This window comes from Haemophilus paraphrohaemolyticus (assembly GCF_002015045.1).
Lineage (GTDB): Bacteria > Pseudomonadota > Gammaproteobacteria > Enterobacterales > Pasteurellaceae > Haemophilus_A > Haemophilus_A paraphrohaemolyticus.
Map to the genome: position 1 here is coordinate 75071 of NZ_MUXX01000012.1, position 14194 is coordinate 89264.

The 14194-nt window shown below is 41.6% G+C and carries 11 protein-coding genes; 9 read left to right on the plus strand and 2 right to left on the minus strand.

Annotated features, from left to right (window positions below; all coding sequences use genetic code 11):
• Positions 1-60: 60 nt before the first annotated feature.
• Positions 61-645 carry a D-sedoheptulose 7-phosphate isomerase gene (lpcA, locus tag B0184_RS06110; protein WP_005708813.1) on the minus strand — a complete coding sequence of 195 codons (585 nt, stop codon included), beginning with the start codon at positions 643-645 and terminating at the stop codon, positions 61-63.
• Positions 646-832: 187 nt separating this feature from the next.
• Here lpcA and B0184_RS06115 point away from each other — a divergent pair, with 187 nt between their 5' ends.
• Genes B0184_RS06115 through B0184_RS06135 form a run of 5 tightly spaced genes read left to right on the plus strand, consistent with a single transcriptional unit; the run spans position 833 to position 6431 of the window.
• A complete protein-coding gene (locus B0184_RS06115; protein ID WP_005708772.1) occupies positions 833-1804 on the plus strand; it encodes a sigma 54-interacting transcriptional regulator in 972 nt (323 codons plus the stop codon).
• A 12-nt stretch (positions 1805-1816) separates the two neighbouring features.
• On the plus strand, positions 1817-3499 hold the full coding sequence (locus B0184_RS06120; RefSeq protein ID WP_005708696.1) for an ABC transporter substrate-binding protein: 1683 nt from the start codon (positions 1817-1819) through the stop codon (positions 3497-3499).
• 12 nt (positions 3500-3511) lie between these two features.
• Positions 3512-4474 (plus strand): ABC transporter permease subunit, encoded by a 963-nt coding sequence (locus B0184_RS06125; protein WP_005708852.1) that lies wholly within the window; start codon positions 3512-3514, stop codon positions 4472-4474.
• Positions 4471-5379: an ABC transporter permease subunit gene (locus B0184_RS06130; protein WP_005708751.1), complete on the plus strand. Its 909-nt coding sequence runs from the start codon at positions 4471-4473 to the stop codon at positions 5377-5379. The genes B0184_RS06125 and B0184_RS06130 overlap by 4 nt, the downstream gene beginning before the upstream one ends.
• 20 nt (positions 5380-5399) lie before the next feature.
• Positions 5400-6431, plus strand: coding sequence for a peptide ABC transporter ATP-binding protein (locus tag B0184_RS06135; RefSeq protein WP_005708790.1), 1032 nt, complete (start codon positions 5400-5402; stop codon positions 6429-6431).
• Between the two features lie 87 nt (positions 6432-6518).
• On the opposite strand, the gene B0184_RS06140 is transcribed toward B0184_RS06135, so the two are convergent.
• The gene (locus tag B0184_RS06140; protein WP_005708720.1) at positions 6519-7823 is read right to left on the minus strand and encodes a cation:proton antiporter; all 1305 of its coding nucleotides are present in this window, start codon (positions 7821-7823) and stop codon (positions 6519-6521) included.
• A 154-nt stretch (positions 7824-7977) separates the two neighbouring features.
• Between B0184_RS06140 and B0184_RS06145 the strand changes: the two genes are divergently transcribed.
• From B0184_RS06145 to priA, 4 genes are all read left to right on the plus strand, one after another.
• Complete coding sequence (locus tag B0184_RS06145) at positions 7978-9852, plus strand: SurA N-terminal domain-containing protein (RefSeq protein WP_005708882.1); 1875 nt, start codon at positions 7978-7980, stop codon at positions 9850-9852.
• Between the two features lie 109 nt (positions 9853-9961).
• Positions 9962-10711, plus strand: coding sequence for a periplasmic substrate-binding domain-containing protein (locus tag B0184_RS06150; RefSeq protein ID WP_005708806.1), 750 nt, complete (start codon positions 9962-9964; stop codon positions 10709-10711).
• Positions 10712-10794: 83 nt separating this feature from the next.
• Positions 10795-11892 carry an iron-sulfur cluster carrier protein ApbC gene (gene apbC / locus B0184_RS06155; protein ID WP_005708686.1) on the plus strand — a complete coding sequence of 366 codons (1098 nt, stop codon included), beginning with the start codon at positions 10795-10797 and terminating at the stop codon, positions 11890-11892.
• An 87-nt stretch (positions 11893-11979) separates the two neighbouring features.
• Positions 11980-14193: a primosomal protein N' gene (priA, locus tag B0184_RS06160; protein WP_005708778.1), complete on the plus strand. Its 2214-nt coding sequence runs from the start codon at positions 11980-11982 to the stop codon at positions 14191-14193.
• Position 14194: the final 1 nt, after the last annotated feature.

The window sequence follows — 14194 nt, forward strand, 5'->3', positions numbered from 1 at the left end:
ATATAATATTGTTATTTAAGAAAAAAGAAGGCATTGTTTTCATCACAATGCCTTCTTTTTTTACGCTGCTTTCGCCATTTCAAACTCAATCAACATCATTAAAATGTGGATGACTTTGATATGGATTTCTTGCGTGCGGTCTGCATAACGGAAGTGTGGTACGCGAATTTCAACATCCGCAAGACCTGCCATTTGACCGCCATCTTTACCCGTCATTGCAATCACTTTCATTCCTTTTTCTTTGGCTGCTTTGATTGCATTTAAGACATTTTTAGAGTTGCCTGAGGTTGATAAACCGAAAAGCACATCGCCTTTTTGACCAACTGCTTCAACATAGCGAGAGAACACGTATTCATAACCGAAATCGTTACTTACACAGCTTAAATGGCTCACATCTGAAATCGCGATAGCTGGGTAACCTGGGCGATTTTCGCGGTAACGGCCGGTTAATTCTTCTGCAAAGTGCATAGCATCACAGTGTGAACCACCATTACCGCAAGAGAGCACTTTACCGCCTTGTTTGAAGCTGTTTGAGATAAGCAATGCCGCTTCTTGAATAAGCTGAATATTTTTTTCATCGTGCATAAATTTATCTAGCACATCTGCAGCCTCTTGTAGTTCGGCTTTGATTTGATCTAAATACATAAAAGTTCCTTAATAATGTAAAAAAAGAGGAAAAATTTTACCGCTTGTAGGGCAAAATGATTGTGGAAAAGTCTAGGGGATTAGGCTTGGAATGTAAATATAAATTTCATTGTTCTTGCTGTAAACAAAACTTTCCAAAAATAGATTTTCAGAGTATGATCTGCTCATCAATTTTGAGGATTTTACTATGAACACAACTCAGTATGCCACTCAGAACACTACGCCATTTGACCAAATCTTAACTCAATCTCCGAATATGCAAAATGTGATTGAGCAAGCTAAAAAGTTTGCTCTGCTCAATGCACCGCTGTTAATTGAGGGCGAAACAGGCACGGGCAAGGACTTACTTGCTAAAGCTTGCCATCAATTTAGCCATCGTGCAGAACAAAAATTCATTGCTGTGAATTGTGCGGGCTTGCCTGAAGAAGAGGCAGAAACGGAGATGTTTGGGCATCGAGGGACACAAAATGAGAGTGTGGGCTTTTTTGAATATGCGAATGGCGGTACGGTGTTGCTTGATGCTGTGTCGGAACTTTCGCTTGAAATGCAAGCGAAGCTGTTACGTTTTTTGAATGATGGTTCATTTCGTCGCGTAGGCGAAGATCAAGAACGCAAAGTGGATATTCGTGTGATTTGTACTAGCCAAAAACCGCTTAATCAGTTAGTGGCTGAGGGGAAAGTACGTGAGGATTTATATTATCGCTTAAATGTACTCACTCTTAAGTTGCCGCCCTTGCGTGAACGTTTGGACGATTTACCGTTGCTGGTAGAGCATTTTGTAAGCGAAATCAGCAATCAACTGGGTTTCTCAAAATTAGAGTACAATCACGCCTTTTTAAATGCCCTTTCTCGCTATAGCTGGGCGGGCAACCTGCGTGAGTTGCACAATGTGCTTTACCGAGCTTGCACCTTGTCACATAGCTATCGTTTATCTGTTAAAGATCTCAATTTACCCAATACAACCTTGAACACGGCAGAAATCGCCACTCATCTTCCCGAAACAGGTACCTTAGATGAAATGATGGCACAGTATGAAGCTGAGCTACTACGTAAATTTTATGCTGAATATCCAAGTACACGAAAACTCGCCCAACGGCTTGGCATTTCACACACCGCTATCGCCAATAAATTGCGTGCGTATGGAATCAACAGCAAATAGGATGGGGTAGTTATGAAATCTCTTGTTCAAGCGGTGAAATTTCTCTGTAGTTTTGCAATTCTTGGGCTAAATCCGACCGCTTATTCCGCGCCTCGCATACCTGATGAGCTGCGTGAGAGTAGTTTGATTTATTGCACCAATGCTTCTAGCTTTTCGCTCAATCCGCAACAGGCAGATATGGGCACGAACGTGAATGTAGTGACCGATCAACTGTATGACAAACTGTTTGAACTTGATCCAAAAACAAATCAGCTCAAGCCGATGCTTGTCGAGCATTACAATGTTAGCTCGGATGGGCTGACAATCACCTTGCATTTACGTAAAAACGTGTCGTTTCACAGCACGCGTTGGTTCACGCCAACGCACAAATTCAATGCGGAAGATGTGATTTTTTCACTGAATCGAATGATGGGCATTGCAGGCGATTTACCTGCGTTAAACCGTGAAAGTAGCGAAAGTGGTGAATTTCATCAGGCTCAAGCGATGGCATATCGCACTAAAGCGAATTTGGCGCACTATCCCTATTTTGAGAGCATTGCGCTAAAGCAAAAAATTGCTCAAATAAAAGACATTAGTACTCATACCGTACAAATTACGCTAACCGAGCCTGACCAAGCGTTATTATCGCACTTGGCGAGTCAATATGCGGTGATTTTATCGAAAGAATACGCATTGCAACTTAATGCGGATGAAAACTTACCTCAGCTTGATCTTTTGCCTGTTGGAACAGGTCCGTATCAGCTTACAAGCCTGACGCAATCGGACTACATCCGCCTGCAACTGCATCCAAAATATTGGGGTAAAAAGGCACATATTGAGAATATGGTGGTCGATTTTTCCTCTGATGGCACGGGCAGATTGGCAAAATTTTTAAACAACGAGTGTGATGTGGTGGCTTTCCCTGAACCAAGCCAGCTTTCGCAAATTCCAACCGAGCAACGCATTGAAAATGATGGGGCAAACTTAGCGTTTTTAGCCTTTAATATGCAGAGCTCTGTGATGCAAAATATCACGCTTCGCCAAGCGATTGCCCAAGCTGTTGATCGTCATCGTTTGGTTTCGCGTCTCTTTTTTGGCACAGCCCACGTCGCTGATCAAGTGTTGCCCGAAGTGTTATGGCAAGATCCATACGGCAAAGTGCCTTTTGATTACGCAACAAGCCATGCGCAGCCTTCGTTGCAAAAACCGCTTAAGTTTTGGGTAGTAGATGAAAAACGGGTGTTTAATTTGCACCCAATGAAAATGGCAGAAATGCTCCGCTTCGACCTTGCTCAAAAAGGGATTCCTACCACGCTCATTCCTGTGAATCGAGCCTATATTGCGCAACAATTGGCAAATGGCAAGGCAGATTACGATCTGATTTTAACGGGCTGGCTTGCGAATAATGCGGATTTAAATGGCTTTTTAAAACCCATTTTATCGTGCGATACCAAACGTGATGTGACCAATTTAGCGAATTGGTGTAACCCTTATTTTGACCTGTTGCTTAACCTAGCTAAAACCACATCAAGCAAGGCAACACAAAATATGATTTACCATCTCAGTCAATCGATTTTGCAACAAGAACTGCCAATTTTACCGCTTGTGAATGCCAAACGCTTGTTGTTGGTAAGCGATAGCGTGAGTGACATTGCGATTAATGCGATGGGGCAAGTAAAATTGTCGGAAATTCGGTTAAAAAAACATCATAAATAAAGTGATAAAACAATGCTTATTGCTCTCTTACGAAAATTTTTATTAACGCTGATTACGCTTATCATCCTCTCAATGATTAGCTACAATATTTTGCTTCGCGATCCGTTAAACTCGCTCAATGGTATTGGTGTGATGACGGGCTATTTCCGTTATGTCGCAAGCTTATTACAAGCAGATTTAGGAATTAGTTACATCAATGGCGAGCCTTTAACGGTGCAGGTGTTGAGCGTGTTTCCTGCAACTATCACGTTGTGTGTGTCAGCTTTGTTACTTTCACTGTTAATTGGCTTACCGCTTGGCTTTTGGGTGGCGTATATTCAAAAAAGTACGCTAGGCAAAGTGATGACTTGGTTGGGCTCATTAAGCTTTTCAATGCCCGTGTTTTGGCTGGCGTTACTGCTACTTTATAGTGCTTCCATCAACCGTTGGGAAATTGCCGCCGTTGGTGATCTGCATCCCATTTATGCAATTCAACCGCTTACAGGCTTTCGTATTTTGGATATTCTCTCAACCGACTCGCCTCATCAACTTAAAATGATGCAAAGTGCTTTACACCATCTGATTTTACCAACATTGGTACTTGGTATTCCGTCCATTTTGGAAGTGATGCGCTTTACCCAAGAACGGGCGAATTATGTGATGAAGCAGAATTATATCAAAGTAGCACAAACGCGGGGATGGTCGGCATTTCGGATTTTTCGTAGTCACGTGCTTGGCAACTCTTTACCTGCGTTAATTCCAACCATTGCTCGCCATTTTACCGTGATTTTTGCCTTTGGGATGTTGATTGAAAATATCTTTAGCTGGGGCGGTATTGGGCGCTGGCTGATTAACGCTTTAGCGGAGCAAGATTACAATGCGATTTCCGCAGGTGTAGTGGTCATTGGCGGATTTGTACTTTTGATTGATCTCTTTACCAGTTTTCTCAAAACGCTGTTAGATCCCTCACAGAAAAAGGATTGGTACACAAAATGATCGCAACGCAAAATAAAGAACCAGAATATTTCCGCGAAAGCCACTATTTCCTCTCCTTCTGGCAGAGCTTTCGCGAAGATAAAATCGCCCTTATCAGCCTCTATCTTTTTCTTGCTTTGTTAGTGTTAGTATTTGGCGGGGCATTTATTGCACCTTATCACTACGAGCAACAGTTTGTTGGGCTGGAATTGCAACCGCCTTCGTGGGATGCAAGCGGTCAAATTCGCCACTTTTTTGGCACAGACGATTTGGGGCGAGATATTTTCAGCCGAATCATTGCAGGTTTCTATTATACGGTTGGCGCTTCGCTGCTGGTTTGCCTTGCTATCGGAGTTATTGGCGGCATTATTGGCATTTTCGCAGGCTTGAACCAAGGGAAATCGGTGTCATTTTTGAGTCATTTATTCGATATTTTCTCATTTATTCCTGTATTGCTGATTACGATTATTATCGCAGCACTAATGGAAGCCAGCTTACCCAATGCGATGTTTGCGATTTTTTTAGCCCTTCTGCCGCATTTTATTCATCGTATTTATCAGGTAACCCAACTGGAGTTAAAGCGTGAATATGCGGTGACTTTACGATTAGATGGTGCGAACAAAAAAACACTTATTCGTGAGGTGATTTTGCCTAATTTAACTGTGGTAGTAATCAAGGAAATTTCGGTCTATTTTATCTTTAGCATTCTGGATATTACCGCGCTGAGTTTTATTGCCCTTGGGGCAAAAAGTGGCACGCCAGAATGGGGCATCATGCTTCGCGATTCAGCTGAATTGGTGTACATTGCTCCGTGGACGATTGTGCTCCCAGGGCTTGCGATTACCTTTAGCATTCTGATTATTACGTTATTAAGTAACAGCTTGATCCGCGTGCTTAAAAAGCATCGAGCGTCTTCCTATTTTTAATCGAGAATGGATGGTGATGAATGGCTCTTTTAGATATTCGACATCTCAGTATTGAGATCAACACGCCAAACGGACGCGTGAAAATGGTAGATAACATCAACCTGACTTTAGATGAAGGGGAGGTATGTGGCTTGGTGGGCGAATCGGGCTCGGGTAAAAGTTTGATTGCCAAAGTGATTTGCGGTGTACTCAAAGATGAGTGGATGGTCAGAGCGGATCGCTTCCGCTTTAATGATATTGAATTGCTCAAACTGCCTGTAGCACAACGCCGAAAAGTGGTAGGTGAGCAGATTTCAATGGTCTTTCAAGATGCGTTGTTAAGCTTAGATCCGAGTGAAACAATCGGCAAACAGCTCATTAAAAGCGTGCAATTTAAAGGCAAATGGTGGCAATGGTTTGGCTGGAAAAGGAGAAGATCCATTGAGCTATTGCACCGTGTAGGGATTCGTGATCACAAAGACATTATGCGGAGCTACCCAAGCGATATTACCGAAGGCGAAGCGCAAAAAGTGATGATTGCAATGGCAATCGCCAACCAACCTCGATTGTTGGTGGCGGATGAGCCGACCAATACAATGGAGGCAACCACGCAGCTACAAATCTACCGCTTGCTTTCCAGTATGAATAAAAACCTTGGCACATCAATTTTGCTAGTGAGCAGCGATATGAAAAATATTGCCCCGTGGGTAGATTCGTTTAACGTGCTCTATTGTGGGCAGACGGTCGAGATTGGCGATAAAGAGGATATTCTGACCAAGCCTTTGCATCCTTATACATCCGCGTTGCTCAATAGCATTCCTGATTTCTCGCAACCGCTTGTAAGCAAAAGCCATTTAAACACGCTCAAAGGTAGTATTCCTATGCTACAAGAGATGCCAATTGGTTGCCGATTAGGACCTCGCTGTCCTTTTGCGCAGAAAAAATGCATTCAAAAACCACCGCTTAAAAAGTTCAAACAACGCGAATTTGCCTGCCATTTCCCGATTAACTTTAGGGAGGTAAACGTAAACCGCAAGGCAGAGTTTGAGCCTGTTGTGGTGGAGATGGAGTAAACCTATCGTTTTCTATATGAAATAAGCGATAGAGTTTAAAACAATTTTGCAAAAATAAAGGGTAGCAGATCAGTGCTACCCTTTAAGTTAATGTTTGCTAGGCTGCAAATATTCCTCTCGATTTGGATCAACCGTTTTTGATTTTCTGATCATCGGTTCAATGGTTGAACCTTGTACGAGAATTGAGAACATTACGACGGCATAAGTCATCACCAAAATCAAATCTTTCACATCAATGGAGCCTGCAAACGCAGTTTTGCTTGGAATGGAAAGCGCCATTGCCAATGCTAAGCCACCACGTAAACCACCCCAGGTCATAATTTTAAGCGTGTAAGGGTTGTAGGTTCTGAATTGCTGCATTCCTTTAAATGGAATCCAGAGACTGAGATAACGCGAAATCAAACAAACAGGAATCGCGATAATCATCAGCACAATCCCGTAGAATTCAAAGTCTACTAACAATAACGCAAAGCCGATCAGGAAGAAGAGCAGTGAGTTTAAGAAGTGGTCGATCATCTCCCAGAAGTGATCGAGATAACGTTGGCTCTGTTCCGAGAAACCTGAACGACGCGTCCAGTTACCAATCATAATCCCTGCAACAACCATTGCCAAAGCACCAGAAACATGCAAGATGTTGGAAGCAAACATAAAGCCAGCGGTTGGGATGGTAAGAGTGATGAGAATTTCCATTGAGCCATCATCGGTTGAGGAAATCAGCACGTGGGCGATAAAACCGAGCAAGAAGCCGAATAAAATCCCGCCAATGGCTTCATGCATAAAAAGACTAAAAATATTGCCAATAGAAGTTTCTTGACCACCAAAAGCCACCGCAAAAACGGTTACGAAAATCACTAAGCCGACCCCATCGTTAAACAGCGATTCCCCTTCAACTTGCATTGAAAGACGTTTAGGAGCTCGTAGATTTTTGATAATTGCCAACACCGCGATTGGGTCGGTTGGAGAAATCAAGGCACCAAAAACGACGCAATAGATAAAGTCAATTGGCAAGCCGATAAGGTTGGCAGGTGCCCAAATCAATAATGCAATCAGGAAAGTGGAAATGAGGGTTGAGATAAGAGCGAATGCGGTAATTTCCCATTTTTGGTCTTTAAGCACGGGTAATTTTACTCCTAAAGAGCCGGCAAAAAGCAAGAAGCCCAAAATCCCGTTGAGCAAGAAACTTTTAAAATCGATTTGCTCCATCACATTTTTGGCGATAACGTCAATTTTAAACCAACCGAAAGAACCTAAGATCCAGACTAATAGCGAGCAAACCATTGCTGCTGCAGTAATAGCGATGGTTGATTGTACGCGAGCGGAAATTTTGCTTGTAATAAACCCAAGTAAGATAGAAAGTGCTGCCAGAAAGCAAATATAGGTATAAATATTCATCAAGAAAATCCTGTATGTTTCTGAATAGAGAAATGAAAAGAGCGTGCATTCTATCACAAATCAATTGATAAAGAATGGAAAAATCAGATTTGAGAAAAGTTGACTTTACAGTATAATTCACAGCATTTTCTGATTTTAAACTTAGGAAACTTCTATGATTGAAAAATGGCATGAAAAAAGCAACGGGATTGCTTTCAAAATTATTTTTGCCCTTGTATCGCTTTCGTTTGTGTTAGCAGGTGTAGGTACTGGATTTATTGGGGTAAATACCTCAGCGGTGAAAGTGAATGGTAAAGAGATTTCTCAGCGTGAATTTAGTGATGCAAAAAATCGCCAGCAACAAACGATGGCGAACCAAATGGGATCTCAATTCTGGGATTTAATGGATGATCCAAAATTTGCTGCGGAGTTTGATCAATCTGTTCTGAATAACCTGATTAATGATGAATTGCTTCGCCAATATATTGATGAATTAAAATTAGGCGTGAGTGTAGATCAAATTAAATCGGAAATTGTGCACAGCTCTTATTTCCAAAATAATGGCAAGTTTGATAATAATTTATATCAACAAACTTTACGTAACGCGGGCTTAAACGCTGACGGATATGCTCAAATTGTAGGACAAGGCATTCTCTTTTCTCAAATGGAAGAGGGCGTGTTAGGGACGAACTTCAATGTGCCTGCTCAAGAAGAAACTTTAGCCAAATTGTTATTCCAAAAACGCCAAGTGCGTTTAGCTTCTTACTCTTTAGCAAATGAAGTGAAAAAACAGACTGCTTCACAAGAAGAGTTGCAAGCTTTCTACGATAAACATAAAGCGCAATTAGTGTTGCCAGAGCAGTTTGTGGTGGAATATGTGACCTTATCGCCAAAACAAGTAGAAAATAAAGTCCAGATTACGGACGAGCAAATTGCAACTTATTATGAGGCGAATAAAGCGCAATATGTTACTAAAAGCGAATCTCAACTTGCACATATTCAAGTAGCAAATGAAAAAGAAGCACAAGCCATTGAACAGCAATTAAAATCAGGTACTGATTTTGCAACCCTTGCAAAAGAAAAATCATTAGATAAATTATCAGCAACCAAAGGCGGCGATTTAGGTTGGGCAAAAGCAGGGACATTCCCAACTGAATTTGAAAAGGCAGCAAATGCATTGCAAGTAGGGCAAGTTAGCCAACCTGTTAAAATGGGCAACGAATATCACATTATTAAAGTGTTAGATCGTAAACCGGAGACAGCTCTACCACTTGAAAAAGTGAAAGAAAACATTGTGAATACTTTGCGTCAAGAATTAGTTGGGGCTGAGTACTCAACGGTGACGCGTGATATGGCAACTTCTGCGTATGAAAATGCGGGCTCATTGGAAGCAGTCGCAAAAGTGGCAGATGTTGAAGTTCAAACTACCCCTATGTTTACTCGTGAGACATTGCCAGAAGCATTAAAATCTGATTCGGTAACTAAAGTACTATTTGAGGGTGATTTAGCTCAATCAGGTCAAAATTCAGAAGCGTTAGAAGTGGGTAATGAAAATGCATCTCGTACAATGTTTCTTCGCGTAAAACAGTATCAGCCACAGCGTGAGAAAACGTTTGATGAAGCAAAATCAGAAGTGGAAGCAATGGTAAAACGTGAAAAAGCGGAAACGGCATTATTAGCTCAAGCAGAGGCTCAAGTAAAAGCGTTAAGCGAAGGCAAAAATGAAGTTACTTTCGGCGGAGCTCAAACACTGGTTTATGTTCAAGCACAAGCAGAACAACCTGCATTTGCTAAAGCAGTATTTGCAATGCCAAAACCGACAGATAAACCAACTTTCAGTGTCGCCCATAATGCTCAAGGCGATGTGCTATTGGTGGCATTAGATAAAGTAGAAGATGGTTCATTAAGTGAATTTAAACCACTTCAAGCTCAATTTAGTGAAGCAAATCGCACCACGTTACGTGCTGATTTAATCAACAATTTACGTGAGCGTGCGTCAATTGATGTGAATGAAGAGTTTATGCAACAACTAAATTCTACAGCGCAGTAATCAGCTATTGCGTTATTTTAGGGCGGAGATAATTTCCGTCCTTTTCTTTATCAATTTTCCTAAATTAGCGTATAATAGCCATAGTTTAGAAATCTACTCAGGTATTTGTATGGCTTATTCTCTTTTTCAATCTCAAGCGGTGAAATTTGCAAAAAATCTTGCAATCTTTACCGCTTGTTTTTGTTTCTTTTTGCCTGCAAATGCCAAAACGGTGGAAAAAGTCTCTTCGCCAGCTAAACTTTGCACTTATTTTTACGATTTTAATTTTCATGATCCGCAGTTAAAAAAGCCTGAAGTTCGCCGAGCCATTAAAGCAATGATCTTTTCAAATCGAATTAAATACGAAAATGGCGAAACCAATCCCCATATTTTACCTAAATCGTTACAAGTTGAGACCGAAAGTTATTGGTCTCCTGCCGTTGTCGAACCGCCACTGACACAAAGTGGCATACGCCCCAAATCTCCCTTGCATTTAAATATTCTGTTTGAAAATCAAAAACCGCATAATGTGATTGGAAGGCAAATTAGCCGTGCATTAGCACAATCGGATCTTATTCGAGTAAATCCACAAGCGGTCAAAAAATCTGAACTGATTGCACAGCGAAATAAAGGTAATTATCAGCTTATTCGTAATGAGCAATGTATCGACAAACCTGATCCTACACTGTTCTTATGGCAATTTTATTCAAAAAGCAAAGAAAATAAGAATGGTTATGCAAATCCAGAGGTGGATAAATTACTCTCAAAACTACAACAGCAGAAATTGAGTAAATCTAAACGTCAGGCGGTGATTCGACAAATTGTTGAGCTATTAGAACAAGATGTGGCAATTTTGCCATTATATGAATTTTCTAAATAAAATTTTTAGCCCTTTTTAGGGATTGTTTTTCTTTATTAATTCGCATACTTTGCGGTAATTACCTGTATCAATTAAGGATTATTATGAACCAACTCACTGAACAACAACTAAACGACATTAAGTTTGTGCTCCAAAATTTCACGCATGAAACGTTACAGAAAGATTTAATTGCACTGAATACGCTTAAAAAAGCGGAGCTAGGTGCAGGCATTTTACGTCTTGAATTCACTATGCCCTTTGCGTGGAATAGTGGCTTTGAAGCCTTAAAACAAGCAACGGAAGTAAAGTTAAAAGAAGTCACTGGTGCAACCGAAATTAAGTGGATTCTGAACTACAATATCGCGACCTTAAAACGTGCAAATCAGCATCCTGCAGTTAACGGGGTGAAAAATATCATTGCAGTTACTTCAGGCAAAGGCGGTGTAGGGAAATCAACTACGTCGGTAAACTTGGCGTTAGCGTTAAAAGCACAAGGGGCTAAAGTGGGGATCTTGGATGCGGATATTTACGGCCCATCTATTCCACATATGTTAGGCGCGAAAGATCAGCGTCCGACTTCGCCAGATAATAAACACATCACACCAATTGAAACTTATGGCATTCAGTCAAACTCTATCGGTTATTTGATGGCGGAAGATAATGCAACTATTTGGCGTGGACCAATGGCGAGCAGTGCATTAAGCCAATTGCTTAACGAGACTTGGTGGAATGAGTTAGATTATTTGGTTATCGATATGCCACCAGGCACAGGCGATATTCAACTTACCCTTTCACAACAAATTCCAGTTACAGGTGCGGTAGTCGTAACAACACCACAAGACATCGCATTGCTTGATGCAATTAAAGGGATTTCTATGTTCCAAAAAGTGTCTGTACCTGTATTGGGTATTATTGAAAATATGAGTGTGCACATCTGCCAAAATTGTGGACACCACGAAGATATTTTTGGCACAGGCGGAGCAGAAAAAATTGCGAAACGCTACGGCACGCAAGTATTAGGGCAAATGCCGTTGCACATTCGTTTGCGTCAAGATTTAGATGCAGGAATACCAACCGTTGAGGCAGATCCAACCCACGAAATCAGCCAAGCTTATATTGAGTTAGCTGGCAAAGTGGCTTCTGAATTATACTGGCAAGGTCAGGTTATTCCGTCTGAAATTATGATTCGTGAAGTGAAATAATTCCTTTCAAAATCTTTTGAAAATTCTAAAAGGGCAATAGATAATAACGCTATTGCCTTTTCTCTTTTGAGCCGATGAAATAAGCTTATGAAACTAATCCGCGTTGCTTTACCCGTGCCATTAAATCGCTATTTCGACTACCTTTTGCCTGATTTTCTCTCAGTAATAAAAGGGGCGAGAGTCTCTGTGCCTTTTGGTTCGCAAACCAAAGTTGGCATTGTGATTGATTTTCCTGAAATAAGTGACGTTCCAGACGAAAAACTCAAGCCAATCAAAGCAGTATTAGATTTAGAACCGATTTTTGATGAAGAGATGTTTAAGCTGCTTAACTGGGCTGCAAGCTATTATCACGCCCCCATCGGCGAAGTATTGAGTAGTGCGCTGCCTGTTAAGCTTCGACAAGGTGATTCAACCCAGCGAACTCCGCCAGACTATTTTGTTGTGTCTGAACTCGGGCATTCCACCCTTGAATTAGGCAAGCTTAAGCGGGCGAAAAAGCAGCAAGATTTGCTAAATGAATTGGCACAATTGGAAAATTTGTTTGAAAAACCGACCGCTTGTAGCCCATCGGCTTGGAAAGGATTGCTTGAAAAAGGCCTTATCGAAAAAGTCAATATGTCATTTATACCGCAATCTTGGCAAGAAAAATTGGGAAATAGGCCGCTTGTCCATAGTCAAAATCGCTTGGTATTGAATAAGCAACAGACTTTAGTCGTCAGCCGTTTGAGTATTCGTAACGGGTTTGAAACTTTTTTGCTCAATGGCGTGACAGGTTCTGGCAAAACCGAAGTCTATTTGCAGGCGATTGAAAGTGTGCTTAATCGCGGCGAGCAGGTGCTTGTGCTGGTGCCTGAAATTGGTTTAACACCGCAAACCATTCAGCGTTTTAAAGCTCGTTTTAATGTGGAAATGGATGTGCTGCATTCCAATATGAATGAGACTGAACGCCTGAATGCGTGGCTTCGTGCAAGAAATGGTGAGAGTGCGATTGTAATCGGTACGCGTTCAGCACTTTTCACTCAATTCCAAAATTTGGGCTTAATTATTATTGATGAAGAGCACGATAGCTCATTCAAACAGCAAGAGGGCTGGCGTTATCACGCTCGTGATTTAGCGGTTATTCGTGCAAAAAATCTGGCGATTCCAATCATTTTAGGTTCAGCCACGCCAAGTTTAGAAAGTGTTCAAAATGTACAGAAAGGCAAGTTTACTGAGCTTACTTTAACTACTCGGGCGGGTAATGCTCTGCAGGTCAAGCAACAGATTATTGACTTAAAAACGCAGCGAGTGACAGCTGGGCTTTCTGAGCAGTTGCTTGCTAAAATGAAATCGCATTTAGCCAAAGGCAATCAAGTGATGCTATTTCTGAACCGTCGTGGTTTTGCTCCTGTTTTGCTCTGCCACGAATGCGGTTGGATATGTCAGTGTGAGGCGTGCGATAAACCTTACACTTATCATCAAAAACAGCGTGTGTTGCGCTGCCATCACTGCTCTTCGCAACGGGTTATTCCTCGCCAATGCGGTCATTGCGGTTCAACCAATTTAATCACAACTGGCTTAGGCACGGAACAGCTTGAACAAGTACTTATCGAACAATTCCCCGATTATAAAATCAGCCGAATTGACCGCGACTCGACCGTTCGCAAAGGTTCGTTAGAAACACATCTCAACGATATTCGTGAGGGCAAAAGCCAGATTTTGATTGGCACGCAGATGCTTGCAAAAGGGCATCACTTTCCGAATGTGACTTTGGTGGCGATTATCAACGTAGATTCAGCGTTGTTTTCAACCGATTTTCGAGCAGAAGAGCGACTTGCTCAGCTTTATTTGCAAGTTTCAGGACGGGCAGGACGTGCTGAAAAACAGGGGGAAGTTGTGTTGCAAACCCATTATCCAGACCATCCTTTGCTAAAAAGTTTGGTGGAAAAGGGCTACGAAGCTTTTGCAGAAGAAGCGCTAAAAATGCGTCAATTGATGATGCTTCCGCCATTCTCTTCGCAAGTGTTGTTTAAAGCGACGAGCAAAAACAGCGAACAAGCGGTACAATTTTTACAAGAACTGGCAAATTTCTTTGCTCAAAAAGCAAATAACTTGGGCTTACGAGATTTGCAAATCCGCCAACCTTTTTCTGCACCACTCGCGAAAAAGGCTGGCTATTACCGTTGGTTACTGCTCATTCAACATCCATCCCGAATGGTGTTGCAAAAACTACTGAACATGTTTGATGCTGAAAAAGAACAGATAGCTGTATCAAGTTCAATTAAGCTGGCAATGGATATTGATCCGATGGATCTTGGGTAAC

Bases quoted from the DNA above. Each gene is read 5' to 3' on its own strand.
- lpcA (WP_005708813.1), bottom strand. From the start codon at position 645: ATGTATTTAGATCAAATCAAAGCCGAACTACAAGAGGCTGCAGATGTG.
- B0184_RS06115 (WP_005708772.1), top strand. From the start codon at position 833: ATGAACACAACTCAGTATGCCACTCAGAACACTACGCCATTTGACCAA.
- B0184_RS06120 (WP_005708696.1), top strand. From the start codon at position 1,817: ATGAAATCTCTTGTTCAAGCGGTGAAATTTCTCTGTAGTTTTGCAATT.
- B0184_RS06125 (WP_005708852.1), top strand. From the start codon at position 3,512: ATGCTTATTGCTCTCTTACGAAAATTTTTATTAACGCTGATTACGCTT.
- B0184_RS06130 (WP_005708751.1), top strand. From the start codon at position 4,471: ATGATCGCAACGCAAAATAAAGAACCAGAATATTTCCGCGAAAGCCAC.
- B0184_RS06135 (WP_005708790.1), top strand. From the start codon at position 5,400: ATGGCTCTTTTAGATATTCGACATCTCAGTATTGAGATCAACACGCCA.
- B0184_RS06140 (WP_005708720.1), bottom strand. From the start codon at position 7,823: ATGAATATTTATACCTATATTTGCTTTCTGGCAGCACTTTCTATCTTA.
- B0184_RS06145 (WP_005708882.1), top strand. From the start codon at position 7,978: ATGATTGAAAAATGGCATGAAAAAAGCAACGGGATTGCTTTCAAAATT.
- B0184_RS06150 (WP_005708806.1), top strand. From the start codon at position 9,962: ATGGCTTATTCTCTTTTTCAATCTCAAGCGGTGAAATTTGCAAAAAAT.
- apbC (WP_005708686.1), top strand. From the start codon at position 10,795: ATGAACCAACTCACTGAACAACAACTAAACGACATTAAGTTTGTGCTC.
- priA (WP_005708778.1), top strand. From the start codon at position 11,980: ATGAAACTAATCCGCGTTGCTTTACCCGTGCCATTAAATCGCTATTTC.